Source organism: Streptomyces sp. V1I1 (genome assembly GCF_030817355.1).
Lineage (GTDB): Bacteria > Actinomycetota > Actinomycetes > Streptomycetales > Streptomycetaceae > Streptomyces.
Genome location: NZ_JAUSZH010000001.1, coordinates 600,146 through 614,735 on the forward strand (window position 1 = coordinate 600,146; position 14,590 = coordinate 614,735).

Consider the following 14,590-nt stretch of genomic DNA (forward strand, 5'->3'; position numbering starts at 1 on the left):
AGCTTGCCCGCGGACCAGCTCAACGGCGGAACTCCACCGCCTCCAAGGGGCTCCCTGCTGCGGCCACGCAGTGCGCGGTCAGAGGTCAGGGCCGATCGGTCAGCCAGCCCGCGCCCGTACGGGTCACCTCTGCCGTGCGCTCCGTTATGAGGGTGGCCCGTTGCCCTGTCACCAACCACTCACCGGAGTCGCCTGCCGGGACATCATGAAGAGTGGTACCGAGTGCATCGGTGCCGAGGAAACCGTACTGCTGGCGGCGCAGAATAACCGAGCTCGACATTCTGGTGAAGGTTTTGGACGCGCGGGTAAAGGCGAGGGCGCAGGGCGCGTACCGACCCCGAGCCTCCTCATGGTCCGGGGCTGGGCGGCACCTGCTTCGACTGTGACTCTTCTTGGCCGGGGACTCGCAGGGCCTAGAAGGCGGCTTTTTCGATCTGAAGCAGATTGAGGCCGGTCGTCTCGGCCAGGCGCAGGGGGCTGAGTCCTTCGGGGTGCTGTGCGAGGGCGCGGTCGATCTTCGCGGCCCACAGCTCCTCGTTGACGAAGGGCCGCTCGTGGTAGCGCTGCTGAAGCTCGCCGAGGTGTTCGGGGCCGCAGGCGCTCACGATGCGTCGGCCGTCCAGCTCAGCATCGGAAGGGTGGACGGCGGAGGAGTCAGGCACCATCGCGTACATTCCCGTACCCGTTGCGACGGCTCGGTGACACAGACCGCAGATGTCCGACAACGGGAAGTGCTCGGCCTTCGGGACGTCATCCATGAGGCGGTTCTATCTCACGGTGAGTGGTGCTGCACCTGCGACGACGCCACCCGCACCGTCGGAACCAGCGGTGTCCTGGAGATCCGGCTCGAAGCTGTGAACGGCGGGCTGCGGTACACCCGCCCCGAGAGAAGGTTTCTGAACCTTTTGTCACTCGTTGGGCAGCGCATTAATGTTCACCGTGATGACGCCGCGGCAGGTCCGCCCGTGCTGGCGGCCTATTGGCGCCGGCCTGGGCCCGACGACGAGAGCCCTGTCGCCAAGCGCCAACGCCTGACAGACCGGCTGACGTCGCGGAGCGGACGCGCCGCGATAATCGGTATCGCCGTGGCCACCGTGATCACCGAGGTGGTGTGTGTCGTATTGCGCGAGTTCCCCTGAGTGAGTCTCTTTGCGCTTTTCGGGGTCCCGATGGTCCGGTCCTGGTGGGCTGCAGTCAGTGGGGACCGAGCGGGCAGCAGCATGTTCGAGCGGGCGAGCACGCCAACGGGAGCCATCCTGCCTGTGTGTTCGCCCGCCGTGCCGCACATTCCCCCCAGGGGTGCAACGGGGCGGTGCCCATGCCACGCGTGCGCATGGAGGGGTCCGGCGGAGACGTGAAAGGCCACGCAGGCACCGACGGCCATTGTCCAGGCCAGGTCCAAGGGTGTATTCCCCAGGGCTCGTCAGCCGGAGTGCAAGCCTGCGCGCACCATACTTTTCGGTGTCCTGGAGGCGGGACCCTGATCTCGGGGACGCCCTCCCTGGTGCTGCTCGCCGCGGTGGGTGCGCCTGCCGCGAACGGCAGGCGTCGCGGAACGGTGTCCCAAGCCGGCGTCAGCGGCGTGGGGCCCATGCGTGCCCCGTCCGCAACGGACTCTCCCTGCCCCACAGTTCAGGCGCCGTCGAGGGCAACATCAATCGCCTGAAGAGGGGGCGCCGCGTTGATTCGTCCACCGCCATGCACTTCGAGCACATGCCCGAACTGAGGGAGCTACAGCCACCCTGCGCCCTCGGGGCGCGGACGGCCGCTCGTACCGGCCTTTCGCCCACAACGGCTGGTAACCATCACCGCCCGACAATTGACGGACACCGAAAGGGTTTCCGGCAGACACGGAAGGCAACTCGAGGCTCAGGGACCAGCCCTGGCCGGAAGGAACCTCGTGGTTGTCACCGCTCTCCTCTTACCTCCTCTGCTGCTGTGCGCCCTGCTCGCCCTGGGCCGCTACGAAGAACGCGTGCTGGGCCGGCCCAGCCACACCTCACACCAGCGCCATCTGCACGCCGTACCGGAACCCACGCTGCTCCACCGTCCACAGCAAGGGCGGCACGTGGGTGAGGCTGTCGGCCCGGCGTCTGCCGGCCGCCCAACGGGCCTCCCTCGGTGCAACGTCATGCGGACGAGGTGCCGGTCTGTCCGGTCGCAGGCAGGGCATCGGCCGCATCCCGAGGCTGGCCGCCTGACCCCCGGCCTGGAACGTCCACCGGCCCGTCACAGTTTTCGGGTGTCGCGGGGCTCGACCTAGGGCTCTTCCTCCGCGGGGTGGCCGGTTTCGATGGCGCGCCGGCGTTCGAGTTCGGCATTGAACTCCAGTCCGAGGAGGATCGCGATGTTGGAGAGCCACAGCCAGCATCAGGAAGTTGATGACCGCCGCGAGGCTGCCCTATGTCTTGTCGTAGCTGGAGAAGTTCGCCACGTACAGCGCGAAGCGGCTGAGGCAACGATCCAGATGACCACCGCCAGGATGCTGCCGGGGCTGACCCAGCGGAAACCTCGTTTGACGTTCGGGGCCGCCCAGTACAACAGGGCGATCACCAGACTGAACAACAAGATCAGCACGGGCCACTTGGCGATGTTCCACACCGTGACGGCCGTATCGCCCACCCCGAGGACTTCCCCCGCCTTCTTGGCCAGAGCGCCGGTGAAGACCACGCCGACCGCGATGGCGGCCAGCAGCACCACGACGATCGTGATGACGAGGCGGGTGGGCAGGGTCTTCCAAACCCTCGCCGATGTCGTACACGGCGTTGGAGGCGCGCATGAAGGCCGCGATGTAGCCGGAGGCCGACCACAAGGCGACCGCGATGCCGATGATCGGAGCGATGCCTGCTTTGCCTTGGCTGCTCTGCAACTGCGTCAGCATGCTGTTCAGGATGTCGCGGACGGAACGGGCGCCAGACTGCCCACATTGTCGATCAGCGCAGGCCCAGGATCGATACCAGAGCCAGCAGGGCCGGGAAGATCGCCAGCACCCCGTAGTAGGTCGGGGCGGCCGCCAAGTCGGTCTGGTTGTCGTCCTTGAACTCTTTGACGGTGCGTTTCAGCACGAACACAGCGCCGGCCAGAGCACCGCTTACCGCGCCCAGGGCCAGGCCTACCGGCTTGTAGGCAACCTTGGACGCTTTCATCAGCTCCTCCTCCTGCGGCAGGCGAGGATGACGACAGCCAGGGCGGCCGCGCCGGCGATGAGCAGTTTGCGGTTGCCGCGCGCGAGCTGCGCGGCCTGGCCGGCCTTGTCGCGCACCGGCTCCGGGGTGCTGTCGTGGATCTTTTCCCCGAGCATGTGGGCAGTCTCGGTCAGCTGCTGCTTGGCGTGCGCGGCCTTGTCGCGTACCGGCTCAGGAGTCTTGTCCTGCACCGCATGCAGAGCATGGGAGGCCTTGTCCTGCATCTGGCTCTTGACCTTCGTAGCCTTCTGCTGCGCCTGTGCCTTGATGCCGGCTTTGGCGGCCAGCGCCTCGACCGTCTCGCCGAGTTCCTCGCGGGTCCCCTCCACCTGCTCACGCAGCTCCTCGGCGGTGGGTATTGCGTCCTTGTCCTGGGACTTGTCCGTCATCGGTGTGCCCTCTCCTTGATCTCGGCCACGTCGCTCTTGACGCCTTCCATGGCTTGTTCGGGGGTGGGCGGGGTGGCCTGGCTGACGTGCTTCTTGCCCACCGCAGCGAGGACGCCGGCCACCGCGAGCAGGACGGCGGTCACGGTCAGCGCCGAGCCCCACAGCGGCCAGACCAGGTCCAGCGCCACGATCGCGGTGGCCGCGAGAGCCTGCAGGGCGAGGAATCCGACCACGCCCGCTCCGCCGAACAGCCCGCCCCCGATCCCGAACCGCTTGCCCTTGTGCTGCATCTCCGCCTGCGCCAGTCGCAGTTCCTGCCGCATCAGCTGGGAGATCTGTTCCGATGCCTGCTTGACCAGCTCGCCCACCGACTCCTGGCGCGGCGGGTTGTCCAGTGGACTGTTCATCGTCGTGACTTCCTTCCGTTGCTCGGCCGGTGGGGGCAGGAGTCAGGTACGAGAAGCGGACGTCAGATCCCCTCGGTCACGATGTCGGTGGTGCCCTGGGGCGTCGGCGTCGCATGTGCCGGGCCCTGGCCGGCGGCCTCCAAGCGAGTCGCCGTGAGCGCCTACTGCTGTTGGGTTGCGCGGCGTGATCTGGTCGGTGGGTACCCGAGCCGGGCCGACTCATTCGGCTGCCGGCAGCCGGGCCTGAGGCGTTATGGCAGCAGCCCGCGGAGCAGCAGTCGGGGTGCGCGGTTGATCAGACAGGCGCTGGCCAGGCCGATGGTGGTGCCAACTGCGACGTCGCTGGGATAGTGCGCGCCGCTGTGGACGCGCTCCAGAGCCACCATCACGGCGGGGACCGCGGCGGCCACTCCCCACGCCGGGGAAGAGGCCGTCACTGCGGCAGCGAAGCCCACGGCGGCGGCGGTGTGCCCGGAGGGGAGGGAGGAGGTGTCCGGACGGTCTTCGACGTCGCCGTGCGGAATCAACTGCTCGGGCGGCCTGCGCCGGTCCGAGATTTGCTTGCCCACCGCATTCGCCAGCAGCTGCGCGGTGAGCATACTCAGCACGCCCGCCGCAGCGGCCTTGCGCCCCGAACGGCCCGCGGTTGCAGCCATCAGCCCCGCCATGCCCCACCACAGCTTGGTGCCTTCGGCCGCGGACTCGACCGCAGGCAACGCCCGCCGCGCCCAGGCCGATTCCCATGAAGCGGCCTGGCGGGTCAGGCGCCGGTCGAGGCGACGGACATCGTTGAGAAGGCGCATGATCAATTGATTCCCATCGCCCAGACTACGTCGACATCGCCCACGTCATGGCCGACCTACCCACGGTGGCTCGACGGGCAAACAGCCCAGCCACAGCCGCGGGCGCGCGCTGGTCACCGCAAAACGTGACCGGGCTCGTCCTGCGCGTGACCAGCGCGACCGTTCGCATCGCCCAGCCCGTTCCGCGTTGGCCGGTCCGCCCCCCTGTGGCCCGGCACTTGCCCGCGAACCAGCTCAACGGCCTTGCGCTGTATCCGGTCGTGCCCGGCCCATTCAGGGCCGCCGCCTGACCCGGACCGCCTCATCCTCAAGGCATGCTGACGGACCGCGACATTGTGGTGAAGGTTTTGGGCGCGGGTAAGGACCCCGGGCAGACGAAGGCAGGCGAACTCGCCCAGGGCGAGGCGGTGACCATCGGAGCCGACGACGACGCAGGCGAGATTCTGCGCACCATGGCCAGCCACAAGGTGCGCCGGCTACCGGTCATCGACGGCCACGACTTGGTCGGCATGGTCGCCCAGGCCGACGTCGCCCGCGCTCTGCCCGACCCCCAAGTCGGCGACCTCCTCGAGGCCCTGTCCACCGACTGACCGGCACACGCCTGAGGGGTGCAGTGAGGAGAGACGCCACCCCTGCACTGACGCAGCGCAGGGGATCCACCGCAGTGGGCCGTGCCGCAGCGCTGGTGGGGTGACCCCGCCCCTACATGTGCGGCTGGCCGTAGTACCGGGCGAACTGCTCCAGGTAGCTGGGCTCGCCGGTGTACTTGGCCTCGTCGAATTCGGGCGCGTCTTTAATCTGATCCTTCGTCCGGTTGACAAAGACCGTTTCCCCGGCCCTGTCGATGCGCTCGATGGTCCCGGCGGGCAGCAGCACGTGCTTGCCGAAAATCCAGATACCGGTATCGACAACGACGTGGGAGGAACCAACGTCTTCGGAGTGCTTGTCGATCTTGCCGATGCTGCCATCAGTGGCCTCGACCTTGTAACCGATGAGGTCGATCCCCTTCTGATATCCCGCGCCCGGTCTATAACCCCAGATGTCTTCGCTCACAGCAATGCCTCTCCGGTGCGTGACAGATATGAGAATCCGCCGATTGTCGGTGAACGTACTTCCGAAGCCCAGGGGCTGCCACTCAGGGTGTTCCTCCACTGAAGCAATCCCAGATTTCGCGGCGAGGCCTTTGGAGCGGCCCCCGACAGCACCCGCCACTTCATTTCCGACGCCCTCAAGACCTACACCGACGCAGACACACACTCACCAGCCCAGCACCTCAACCGGTCTGTACGGAACACCGCCTCGAAGCCCTGGTCCCGAGGGAGACCAGGGCCTTCGATCACGCCGGCCCGGAAGAGGGAACCGGGGGGCTGACGCGGCCCCGACGCCGGGCGGGAATCGGAGCCGCGGACTGCACAGGTCCGACGTAGGGGTCCAAACCAGTGCACGCGTCACCCCACCAACGCCGACAGCAACCGTAAGGACACGGCCCGCGTCAACCCCGCCCGAGCTCAACTACTGGCGGCTTTCCCGCTCACCTCGGTCACCCACGCTTCACGATCGTTCCCTTGGCGCTCATGACTGTCCCATTGTTCCCCGAGGCTGATGACCCGGGCGATCTTCCCCGGGCAACAGCTCGGCGTCCACGAGCGGCCCCCGAGATGGCCGAGCCGCTCGGGGGATGCCGCTCCTGCCCTGTCAGCGGATGAGGTGGACGGTGAGCTGCGTATCCGTGTCACCCACGGTGTCGGCGTGGATGTAGCCGCGGGCTGTGCGGTAGCCCTCCGTACCTCCGGTGATGGGGCATACAGGAACCAATCAGCTTCGGCGTGGGCGCGGTGAATCAGGCGGGAGGCGAGGACATTGCCCTGGCCGGCCGCAGCCATCGCAGTGTCGACCAGGACGATGTGCATGGCGTCGCTCACTGCTGATGAGGATCCGTGAATTTTTTCCGACGCGGCATCGGCATCAGGCGATGTCCAGGACTGCCTTGCCGTGGAGGCGGCGTTGGAGAAGGGCGTCGATGGCGTCGGCGGCTCCGTCCCAGCTGCTGCGCCACGAGATCTGCGGGTCGAGTTCGCCGGCGGCGACACGGTGAGCAAGCCAGGTCAGGTCGGGCGCGAGGCCCGTGCAGGCAGGCAGGGCGAAGGCAACGATTGAGCGGTTGTGCCGACCGTGGTCGCCGAAGAGTGCGCCGAAGGGGAAGGATTCGCCCTGGTGAGCGGAGTGCCCGACGGCGACCAGAGTGCCTCCCTGAGCCAACATGCTGTACGCGTCGACGAGTTGCTGGCCGCCTACCATGTCCACGACGCCGTCCACCGGCTCCTTGACCTCGAGTGGACTGGCCACCACCTCATGCGCCCCGTTCGCCCGCAGGCTGTCGCCGTGCCTTTCCGGGTCTCCAGTGGATGCGATGACATGGGCTCCACCGAGGCGGGCGAGCCGCACGGCATACCGGCCGGTGCCGCCCGTGGCGCCGGTGACCAGGATGCGCCTGCCCAGGAGTGGGCCCGTACGGTGCAGGGCCCGCAGGGCACTGGCTCCGGCGACGGGGACCGTGCTGACCACTCCCGGATCGGCTCCGGGAGGGACCGTGCCGATCCAGGCGGTGTCCACGGCACGGAGTTCCGCCCACGCGCCGTCGATGCCGAGCGTGACCACAGAGGTGCCGGCCGCCGGGCCGGACCCGTCAGCGGCGGCCCGCACCACCACCCCGGCCGCGTCCCAGCCGAGGACGGCGCCGTCGGGCGCTTCTTGCAGGCTGAACCGGACTTCACCGTAGTTGAGGGAAGTCGCCGTCACCCGAATCAGAGCTTGATGCGGGGCCGGTTCGGGATCGGGCACCTGGCCGAGGCGCAGTCCGGTAGGCGTGGAGCGGTCAACGAGCAGAGCACGCATGGGGGTGTCCCCTTCGCTAGGGATCAAGAACCATAGTTATGCCACTCAGTGGCATTCGCGTGCAAGAGGCGTTTGCCTATTGGGTACGATCGAGCCATGACTGCCGAGCTTCCGTCATCCGGCACCAGCCGGCCTCCGCTGCGTGAGCGCAAGAAGATGCGCACGCGCCAGGCCCTGATCGACGCCGCCCTGGAGCTGTTCACCACGCGGGGCTTCAGCGGAGTGACCCTCGACGAGCTCTGTGATGCGGTGGACGTCTCCAAGCGCACGTTCTTCCGCAACTTCGCCAGCAAGGAAGACGTGGCCATGGCACCGACACAGGACTTGTGGCGGACCTTCCTCGACGATCTGGAAACCCGCGAGCCCGGCGGCCGTCCGCTGGCTGAGATGCTTCAGGAGACCCTGTTTGCCGCGCTGGAGCGGATGACCGAAGAAGGCTGGGCCCGCCGTGTCCTGCTCAGCCGACGGCTGACCGAGGAGACCCCGTCCATGGACGCGCACGGCCTGCACTTCTGCCACGAGACCAGCCGCACGGCGCTTGACACCCTGCACCGCCGACTCGACTTCGCCGCCCCCGACGACCTGCGACCGCAGCTCGCCCTGGACTTGCTGGTCGCCGCCTTCCATTGCGCGCTCGACAGATGGACCAACCGACCGGGCACACCAGCCCGCAGTGACCTCGCCATCGACATGCGCAACGCATTCGACGCGGTCCCCGGCAGCCTCACCCTGACCGTCAACCTGCGGATCCCATCGGCGCGTTGAGGAACACGCTTGGCACCATCCTGGGCGCACCCCGCCACGAGGGTCGACCCACATGCTGTGTGGGGAATCGGAGCAAGCAGGTGTGAGGAGGCCCTGAGCAGAGGGGTGGGGATTTTCATAGAGCGCCATCAGAGCCGCATTCCGTCGGTAGCTCACATTCCCACGGAGCGGGATGAACGAGGCCCGGTCGGCGGTGGTGCCACAGCGCCGCTCCCACAGCCCCCGCACAACGGCTCGGCGTTGCGGCCGCAGGGGCGGGACCGCGGGCCGGCCAGCACCGGCTGCCACGCCGCGACACAGGAAGGAACCTTTCCTGCCTTCCGCCTCAGCCGACCAGTTCGCTCTGATGCGCGCCCCGCTCCACCGGGCTCGACAGCCCCTCCCCGTACACCACGCGCCACGAACCCTCGGACGGCTTGGCACCTGGCTCCAGCTCCATCACGACCGGCTCGCTGCCGTCCGAGGGGATCACCGTGCGGCGGATCGGGTCGGTCCGCTCGCCGAGCAGCCACTTGGTGACGATCCCGGTGAGCGTCTGGCCAATCTCGGGGTGCTGCCACGTCACCCAACTACCGGGCGAGTAGCAGCCGGTGGCGGGCTTCGGTGCAGTGCCTTTGCGGCGGTCCCGCTGCCACGCCTTGCGCACCCGCTCCGGGGTGTCGGCGGCGGCGCGGACGGTGCCGGATACGCGCGGGATGCGCTTCTGGGCGTCTGCCAGGATCTCGTCCCGTACCGGAAAGGCCGGCCGCGAACGCCTCCCGTACGGCCGTGTGGTCGGTTCCGCTGACGGTCCACTCGCTCTGTACGCGGAACACCCGAGGCGACTCCTGCCGCTGGACCGGCCGGAAGGCCGCACCCTTGGCGTCGATGGCTGCCAGAGCCTCCCGGCGCATCTCGCCCACCACCCGCTCATACGCCTTGTCCTTGGCCGTGCGGCGCGTCTCCGCAGCCGCTGCGCGCCGCCAGCTCTCCACGGACGCGTACAGGTGCGCGACGTCGGCCGGAGGCTCGGCCCTCGCGATCTCGGCGAGCAGCGGGGCGGCTTCCTGGTTCACGCGGGCCTCTGCTACCCGCTCCCAGGGCTGTTCGGCTCCGGCGTATTGCGCCGCCCAGCCCAAGGGGCGGACGGTCTCCGGCAGGTGCGTGATGCTGCCGGACTCGGCGATACGGACCGACAGGGTCAGGACGCTGACGGACTGGCTGACGGTCTCGGCGGTGTGCGCGCTCATCACGGGTGCCCTTTCTCGGAGTGTGTTCTCGGCGCGGCGGGGGTGCCACTCCCCCGCCGCCGGTGGTTCGGGCCCCGCCCCCGTGGGGCGGGGCGTCAGCCCCAGGTGACGCGCAGGCCTCGGGCCTGGGCGTACGCGGCGAGCTCGCGCAGCTCGTACAGCCGCGACTGGGCATAGCCCTGGGAGCGGCCGCAGTCGATGAAGCGGCCATCCGTGACGACGGGGCGCCCGGCGTCCTCAGGGTCGAGGGCGAGCGCGAGCAGGACACGGCCGAGGAAAAGTTACCTCGGCCTCGACCGGGTCGGGCAAGCCCGCATGCTGAGCCCGTCTCAAGCCAGGTCTGCCAGGCGTGACGTGTGTTTGGCACCTCGGGGCGATCGAGGAGCCAAAGGACATAGCCAGCCCGCCGGGCAGATATCCCAGTTCGCCCAGCAGGAACGGGACCGGGTTCTGTCCGCGGGCGCGAACGGTCTGGAGAAGCTCGCCGAGGGACGCGCGGACGAGATCAGCGACGACGAGTCCTTCGGCATGGAGGCCATCGTCCTGCTCGAAGGCAGACCCGCCATCCTCGTCCAGCACCAGGACTTCCCGTCCCAGGAGGGCGACTGGGCGGTCCTCGACGGCCACCGGGCCGCGATCCGCGAGTCGATCGCCCACGTCGGCCGGGTCGAGGTCTCCGGCCACGCCAGCCTGGACTGGGTCGGCACCGCCTTCCTCGTCGGCCCCGACGCCATCATGACGAATCGTCATGTCGCCCTGGAGTTCGCCCGCGCCGACGGCATCGGCTGGACCTTCCAGCAGAGCATGAGCGCCCGGATCGACATGGCCGAGGAGTACGGCGCGCTCCCGGCGGGCGGCGGACCGGCGTACGAGATCTCCGAGGTGCTCGGCATCCATCAGGACGTCGACATGGCCCTGCTACGGGTCTCGCCGGCCGGGGGCGCCACTGCGCTGCCTGCCCCTCTCGCGGTGGCCGCGGACGCCCCCGGCGACCTGTCGGGTCGTCCGGTGTACTGCGTCGGCTATCCGGCGTACGACGGGCGTCGCAACGAACCGGAGTCGATGCGCAGGATCTTCATGGACATCTACAACGTCAAACGCCTGCAGCCCGGGACCACCACGGAGCTCGTGCCGGAGCAGAACGTCATGAAGCACGACTGCTCCACCCTGGGCGGCAACAGCGGCTCCCCCGTCTTCGACCTCACCGACCACCGCGTCCTCGGCCTGCACTTCGGCGGCCGCTACGGCTTCGGCAACTACGCCGTGCCTCTGTGGCAGTTGGTGGACGATCCCTTGCTGCGCCGCGCCGAGGTCAACTTCGTCTGATCGCCGTCCGGGACGCGGTACGGCGCGCGCTCCGGCTACCGGAAGATCGCCATGGCCTGCACTTCCAGGACCGCGTCGTCGGCGTTCCAGGAGATGTCCCGGATGGCCACCTCGCGCGACCCTGTGCTGGTGATGTGGGCCCGTATGTGGTGCTTCAACAGGAGGCGCTGAACCTCTTCGTCCTCGAAGAAGTCCCGCTTGGACGCCATCTCGCCCTCGAGCGTGACGACCCGCTCGAAGGGCAGCAGGATGTTTCCCGAAACCGCCAGTACGGCTACACCCGTCAGAACGGCGGCGAGTACTGGCAGGAAGACGACCAGAAGACGGCGGCGTGACCACAAGGACGACGACTGGCGCCGGACGGCCAGGCGCGGCTCCTCGATGGCAGGTCTCTCCCCGATGACCACGGACGTCTTCTCCCCCCCGCTTCCCCACTGCTCCCCGGCCCAGCTCGGGGCCCAGCTCGGGGACCAGCTCGGGGACCAGCTCGGGGACCAGCATTTCGCAGTCGGACGACTCTCGGGCAGGCTCGGCGAATCCCCTGCCATTCAGCTGTTGACAACACCCCACATCGAGCTCAGTCTGGTAATAACTGGTTATGACCAGAAGGTTTCGGTAGTGCCAGTGCCCGCCAAGGAGAAAAGGCCCGGCGACGCGCACAGCTACTGGGAAATAGAGGTCGTCATGGCAATCAACGCAACGGCTGTCGATACCGATGACCGCGAGTTCATGTGCCCCGATATCCACGCCGCCCGGGACGTCGGGCGTACACGCCGCCGTGTCGACGCTCTCCTTGGCCGCTGGAACGTGTCACCGGACGTAGTCGAAGATGCTCTCCTGGTCATCTCCGAACTGGTCACCAATGCTGTCACCCATGCACTGCCACCGGCCGTGCTGAGAGTGACCTGCCGACGCGGCATCCTTCGAATCGAAGTCACCGACGGCGGGCCGATGCATAAGCAGCGAACCGAAGGGCTGCACGATGAGCACGGCCGCGGCATTTGCATCGTCACCGCTGTCGCAACTCAACATGGCACCGTGGCCCACGCCGGCGGAGTCACCCACTGGGCGGAGCTGCACCCCCTGTGGGCAGCCCGTCCTCCCACCGACAGGACCTAGCCGGACAGAGGCAGGTCGGGTACGACGTCGTCCGCCCACGGGCCGAGGTCGGTGGGCAGCCGGGAGATGACAGTGGTGAGGCGTTCGACCGCACGGACCGCATCGAGATCGTGGTCGGCCGGCTCGTCCTCCGTATCGCCGTCCTCCGTGTCGTCCGGCTGGTCCCTCAGCACGACGAGTACGTCCCTGCCCTGGATCGACCACTCCATCACCCCTGCGGCCAGCATCGCCGCGGTGGTCTCCTCCGTGACCAGCGCCTCGGCGAAGTCCGGCCGGAGGGTGTCGACCTCGACCGTGTGCCGATTGCGCCGGGTGCCCGTGCCGCGCAGCACGATCCGAATGGACGGGAAGACGATGTCCAAGTGCACGGCGCAGACGGTCACATGGAGCTGCTGCCACGCCCGGAATGGTGCGAAGGGCACGGGCTCGAAGGCATCGGCGATCGTGAAGGTGACGCGTTGGTGGGTGCCGGACATCACGGCGAAGTGGACGCGGAGTTTCACCTGGGCGGGTTGTTCAAGAGCTCGGCCGCGTTGGTGGACAGTCGCTGCATGGGGCCGGACGCCCACCGCCCTGCGAGAGCCGGCAGCCGGTCTCTGAACGCCCAGCCGCGAGCCTGCGCGAACTCCCGGCGCTGCGCGACGGTTTCAGCCTTGGCAGGGCGCCGCAGGAGCTCCGGCACGATGTAGTAGGCGGCGGTCAGAGCGGCGTACTCGGCAACCGCGACGAGCACATGCACCCACTGGGCCGTCCGACGAAGAAGAGACCGGCCATCCCCAGGAAGTAGGGCGAGTAACTCTGCAGAGGCGTACCCCCGGACCGGTGCCGGGAGGTCCACACGGCGAAATCGCGTCCCGGAACCTCCGCGCGGTTGACGGCCAAGGCCGTCAACAGATTGATCAGACCGAGCACCAGGACGATCGGAACCGCGGCAAGGCAGGCGGTCGCCCAGTCGCCGTCACTCGCGTCGGTGATCCAGAACCAGACAGCCAACACGGCGGACAGCAGTGCGATGGGCAGACACCCCAGGCCCGAGTAAGCAATCATCGCCCTCCCCCTTCAGATCGGATGCTGATCATCGCGCTTTTGAGTTCACATCAGCATCCGTGAATATGCGTAAGCGGCCTACGCACACAACTCGTTCGATTGCAGGGCGACAGGTTGACCGGTCGCGAGCGAGTGGTAGGCGGCCAGAACGATCTGGAGCGTGCGCAGGCCGGACTGCCCATCGGGTTGAGCCTGTCGGCCGGTGCGGGCGGCATCGAGGAAGGCTTCGAGCATCGCTTGGTTGAGGTCTGCCGCTCCGGGCTCCCAGCGGGGACGGGCCTGTGCGGAGTCGAATCCGTCGAGGAGCTGGGGGAAAGCGTCGAACTCGACGATGGCACGGTCGCCGACGCACGTCATGGTCAGGCCGCCCCACGTGGGGTGCTCGGGCGGGCGGCTCCAGCTGCAGTCCACGGTGGCGACGACTCCGCTGGGGTATTCCAGGGTGACGACCCCCGCACTTTCGACGCCCGCGGTGTCGCTGTCGGACTGGAGCAGTCTGTTGGCCTCCCGCGGAAGGGGTCGCGCAATACGCGAGAACCGGGGTAACGGGCATATGTCGCATACATGAAAATTCATGCTCAGGGCAAGGACGCGGAGCGGCCCGCCCACGGAACGTCGACACCTGCTGGTCAGCCCGGTCGTACACCGACCACAGCGGACTTTTCTAACGGTCGGCGAGCGTCATGTGAAGCTGGTACCGGTCGGCACGGAACCAGGAGTATGTGTGCTCGATCGGCTGCTTGCCGCTGTAGGAGGTGCGGTCGAAGGTCATGACCGAACCGCCCTTACTCATGCCCAGCAGCGTGGAGATCTCCGCGGGCGCACGGCCGGCCCCCACGATCTGTTCGGCGCGGTCCACCGGGTAGCCGTACTGGACGGCGAGCGTCTCGTAGATCGAAGACGTGAAGTCGACGCTGTCCAGGTCCGGCAGAAGCTCGGCGTCGTACCAGGCGTCATCCACCGAGATCGGTGTGCCATTGGCCAGCCGGAGGCGTCGCACGTGCCAGGCATCCTTGTTCGGGCCAAGCTCCAGGGCTGTGATCGTGGCGGGCGCGGGTGCGTCCCGGCCGATGGAAAGGATCACGGTGCTCGGCTCGAGCCCAAGCCTGCGCATGTCCTCGTGGAAGGACGCCAGACGCAGCTCAGAGCGGTAGGCCCGCTCCGCCACGAACGTACCCCGGCCGTGCACGCGCACCGCGAGGCCTTCGGCCACCAACTGACTGAGGGCTTCGCGCACCGTTACGCGGCTCACTCCGTGATCGATGCACAGTTGGCGCTCACTCGGAAGGGCATCTCCGGGCGACAGCTGATTCGTGCACATGTCGACCAAGATGGCGCGCAACTGCGCGTGCTTGGGCAACATCGCATTCGAGGCGATCTGCTGCGGCTTGGCCATGCCATTCCCACCCTTGATCCTCCGATGGC

General features: G+C 67.9%; 18 protein-coding genes and 2 pseudogenes. 5 read left to right on the plus strand and 15 right to left on the minus strand.

Going from position 1 to position 14,590, the window contains the following annotated elements:
* Nucleotides 1-413 precede the first annotated feature (413 nt).
* The gene (locus QFZ67_RS03065; protein WP_307659528.1) at nucleotides 414-665 is read right to left on the minus strand and encodes a hypothetical protein; all 252 of its coding nucleotides are present in this window, start codon (nucleotides 663-665) and stop codon (nucleotides 414-416) included.
* 33 nt (nucleotides 666-698) lie between these two features.
* Between QFZ67_RS03065 and QFZ67_RS03070 the strand changes: the two genes are divergently transcribed.
* Nucleotides 699-1,139, plus strand: coding sequence for a hypothetical protein (locus QFZ67_RS03070; RefSeq protein WP_307659529.1), 441 nt, complete (start codon nucleotides 699-701; stop codon nucleotides 1,137-1,139).
* A gap of 1,120 nt (nucleotides 1,140-2,259) precedes the next feature.
* On the opposite strand, the pseudogene QFZ67_RS03075 reads toward QFZ67_RS03070, so the two are convergent.
* From QFZ67_RS03075 to QFZ67_RS03090, 4 genes and pseudogenes are all read right to left on the minus strand, one after another.
* A pseudogene (locus QFZ67_RS03075) lies at nucleotides 2,260-3,146 on the minus strand (YihY/virulence factor BrkB family protein).
* Nucleotides 3,146-3,574: a DUF3618 domain-containing protein gene (locus tag QFZ67_RS03080; protein WP_307659530.1), complete on the minus strand. Its 429-nt coding sequence runs from the start codon at nucleotides 3,572-3,574 to the stop codon at nucleotides 3,146-3,148. Before QFZ67_RS03080 ends, QFZ67_RS03075 begins: the two are co-directional and overlap by 1 nt.
* A complete protein-coding gene (locus QFZ67_RS03085) occupies nucleotides 3,571-3,981 on the minus strand; it encodes a phage holin family protein (protein ID WP_307659531.1) in 411 nt (136 codons plus the stop codon). The genes QFZ67_RS03080 and QFZ67_RS03085 overlap by 4 nt, the downstream gene beginning before the upstream one ends.
* Before the next feature lie 251 nt (nucleotides 3,982-4,232).
* The gene (locus QFZ67_RS03090) at nucleotides 4,233-4,784 is read right to left on the minus strand and encodes a phosphatase PAP2 family protein (RefSeq protein WP_307659532.1); all 552 of its coding nucleotides are present in this window, start codon (nucleotides 4,782-4,784) and stop codon (nucleotides 4,233-4,235) included.
* Between the two features lie 308 nt (nucleotides 4,785-5,092).
* On the opposite strand from QFZ67_RS03090, the pseudogene QFZ67_RS03095 reads away from it, so the two are divergent.
* Nucleotides 5,093-5,374: pseudogene (locus tag QFZ67_RS03095) on the plus strand (CBS domain-containing protein); the annotation flags it as partial.
* 112 nt (nucleotides 5,375-5,486) lie between these two features.
* Here the strand turns inward: QFZ67_RS03095 and QFZ67_RS03100 are convergent.
* Both QFZ67_RS03100 and QFZ67_RS03105 read right to left on the minus strand, forming a co-directional pair.
* Nucleotides 5,487-5,837, minus strand: coding sequence for a PRC-barrel domain containing protein (locus tag QFZ67_RS03100; RefSeq protein ID WP_307659235.1), 351 nt, complete (start codon nucleotides 5,835-5,837; stop codon nucleotides 5,487-5,489).
* A gap of 912 nt (nucleotides 5,838-6,749) precedes the next feature.
* The gene (locus tag QFZ67_RS03105) at nucleotides 6,750-7,679 is read right to left on the minus strand and encodes a zinc-binding dehydrogenase (RefSeq protein ID WP_307659533.1); all 930 of its coding nucleotides are present in this window, start codon (nucleotides 7,677-7,679) and stop codon (nucleotides 6,750-6,752) included.
* A 96-nt stretch (nucleotides 7,680-7,775) separates the two neighbouring features.
* On the opposite strand from QFZ67_RS03105, the gene QFZ67_RS03110 reads away from it, so the two are divergent.
* Complete coding sequence (locus tag QFZ67_RS03110; protein ID WP_307659534.1) at nucleotides 7,776-8,444, plus strand: TetR/AcrR family transcriptional regulator; 669 nt, start codon at nucleotides 7,776-7,778, stop codon at nucleotides 8,442-8,444.
* Nucleotides 8,445-8,769: 325 nt separating this feature from the next.
* On the opposite strand, the gene QFZ67_RS03115 is transcribed toward QFZ67_RS03110, so the two are convergent.
* Together QFZ67_RS03115 and QFZ67_RS03120 are read right to left on the minus strand one after the other, a co-directional pair.
* On the minus strand, nucleotides 8,770-9,009 hold the full coding sequence (locus tag QFZ67_RS03115) for a hypothetical protein (protein WP_307659535.1): 240 nt from the start codon (nucleotides 9,007-9,009) through the stop codon (nucleotides 8,770-8,772).
* A gap of 4 nt (nucleotides 9,010-9,013) precedes the next feature.
* Nucleotides 9,014-9,673 (minus strand): hypothetical protein, encoded by a 660-nt coding sequence (locus QFZ67_RS03120; RefSeq protein WP_307659536.1) that lies wholly within the window; start codon nucleotides 9,671-9,673, stop codon nucleotides 9,014-9,016.
* Nucleotides 9,674-10,027: 354 nt separating this feature from the next.
* On the opposite strand from QFZ67_RS03120, the gene QFZ67_RS03125 reads away from it, so the two are divergent.
* Complete coding sequence (locus QFZ67_RS03125) at nucleotides 10,028-10,999, plus strand: serine protease (RefSeq protein WP_307659537.1); 972 nt, start codon at nucleotides 10,028-10,030, stop codon at nucleotides 10,997-10,999.
* Between the two features lie 35 nt (nucleotides 11,000-11,034).
* Here the strand turns inward: QFZ67_RS03125 and QFZ67_RS03130 are convergent, their stop codons facing one another.
* The gene (locus QFZ67_RS03130; protein WP_307659538.1) at nucleotides 11,035-11,406 is read right to left on the minus strand and encodes a hypothetical protein; all 372 of its coding nucleotides are present in this window, start codon (nucleotides 11,404-11,406) and stop codon (nucleotides 11,035-11,037) included.
* On the opposite strand from QFZ67_RS03130, the gene QFZ67_RS03135 reads away from it, so the two are divergent.
* A complete protein-coding gene (locus tag QFZ67_RS03135; protein ID WP_307659539.1) occupies nucleotides 11,399-12,118 on the plus strand; it encodes an ATP-binding protein in 720 nt (239 codons plus the stop codon). The genes QFZ67_RS03130 and QFZ67_RS03135 overlap by 8 nt on opposite strands.
* Here QFZ67_RS03135 and QFZ67_RS03140 read toward each other — a convergent pair.
* The 5 genes from QFZ67_RS03140 to QFZ67_RS03160 all read right to left on the minus strand — a co-directional run bounded on the left by QFZ67_RS03140 (nucleotide 12,115) and on the right by QFZ67_RS03160 (nucleotide 14,561).
* Nucleotides 12,115-12,621: a hypothetical protein gene (locus QFZ67_RS03140; protein WP_307659540.1), complete on the minus strand. Its 507-nt coding sequence runs from the start codon at nucleotides 12,619-12,621 to the stop codon at nucleotides 12,115-12,117. The genes QFZ67_RS03135 and QFZ67_RS03140 overlap by 4 nt on opposite strands.
* Complete coding sequence (locus QFZ67_RS03145) at nucleotides 12,618-12,851, minus strand: hypothetical protein (RefSeq protein ID WP_307659541.1); 234 nt, start codon at nucleotides 12,849-12,851, stop codon at nucleotides 12,618-12,620. Before QFZ67_RS03145 ends, QFZ67_RS03140 begins: the two co-directional genes overlap by 4 nt.
* Nucleotides 12,818-13,165 carry a hypothetical protein gene (locus QFZ67_RS03150; RefSeq protein ID WP_307659542.1) on the minus strand — a complete coding sequence of 116 codons (348 nt, stop codon included), beginning with the start codon at nucleotides 13,163-13,165 and terminating at the stop codon, nucleotides 12,818-12,820. The genes QFZ67_RS03145 and QFZ67_RS03150 overlap by 34 nt, the downstream gene beginning before the upstream one ends.
* 78 nt (nucleotides 13,166-13,243) lie before the next feature.
* The gene (locus tag QFZ67_RS03155; protein ID WP_307659543.1) at nucleotides 13,244-13,741 is read right to left on the minus strand and encodes a Gfo/Idh/MocA family oxidoreductase; all 498 of its coding nucleotides are present in this window, start codon (nucleotides 13,739-13,741) and stop codon (nucleotides 13,244-13,246) included.
* 88 nt (nucleotides 13,742-13,829) lie between these two features.
* Nucleotides 13,830-14,561: a GntR family transcriptional regulator gene (locus QFZ67_RS03160; protein ID WP_307659544.1), complete on the minus strand. Its 732-nt coding sequence runs from the start codon at nucleotides 14,559-14,561 to the stop codon at nucleotides 13,830-13,832.
* Nucleotides 14,562-14,590 lie beyond the last annotated feature (29 nt).

Excerpts from the sequence above, each read along its gene's own strand:
- QFZ67_RS03065 (WP_307659528.1), bottom strand. The coding sequence starts at position 665 with ATGGTGCCTGACTCCTCCGCCGTCCACCCTTCCGATGCTGAGCTGGAC.
- QFZ67_RS03080 (WP_307659530.1), bottom strand. The coding sequence starts at position 3,574 with ATGACGGACAAGTCCCAGGACAAGGACGCAATACCCACCGCCGAGGAG.
- QFZ67_RS03085 (WP_307659531.1), bottom strand. The coding sequence starts at position 3,981 with ATGAACAGTCCACTGGACAACCCGCCGCGCCAGGAGTCGGTGGGCGAG.
- QFZ67_RS03090 (WP_307659532.1), bottom strand. The coding sequence starts at position 4,784 with ATGCGCCTTCTCAACGATGTCCGTCGCCTCGACCGGCGCCTGACCCGC.
- QFZ67_RS03105 (WP_307659533.1), bottom strand. The coding sequence starts at position 7,679 with ATGCGTGCTCTGCTCGTTGACCGCTCCACGCCTACCGGACTGCGCCTC.
- QFZ67_RS03110 (WP_307659534.1), top strand. The coding sequence starts at position 7,776 with ATGACTGCCGAGCTTCCGTCATCCGGCACCAGCCGGCCTCCGCTGCGT.
- QFZ67_RS03120 (WP_307659536.1), bottom strand. The coding sequence starts at position 9,673 with ATGAGCGCGCACACCGCCGAGACCGTCAGCCAGTCCGTCAGCGTCCTG.
- QFZ67_RS03135 (WP_307659539.1), top strand. The coding sequence starts at position 11,399 with ATGACCACGGACGTCTTCTCCCCCCCGCTTCCCCACTGCTCCCCGGCC.
- QFZ67_RS03150 (WP_307659542.1), bottom strand. The coding sequence starts at position 13,165 with ATGATTGCTTACTCGGGCCTGGGGTGTCTGCCCATCGCACTGCTGTCC.
- QFZ67_RS03155 (WP_307659543.1), bottom strand. The coding sequence starts at position 13,741 with ATGAATTTTCATGTATGCGACATATGCCCGTTACCCCGGTTCTCGCGT.
- QFZ67_RS03160 (WP_307659544.1), bottom strand. The coding sequence starts at position 14,561 with ATGGCCAAGCCGCAGCAGATCGCCTCGAATGCGATGTTGCCCAAGCAC.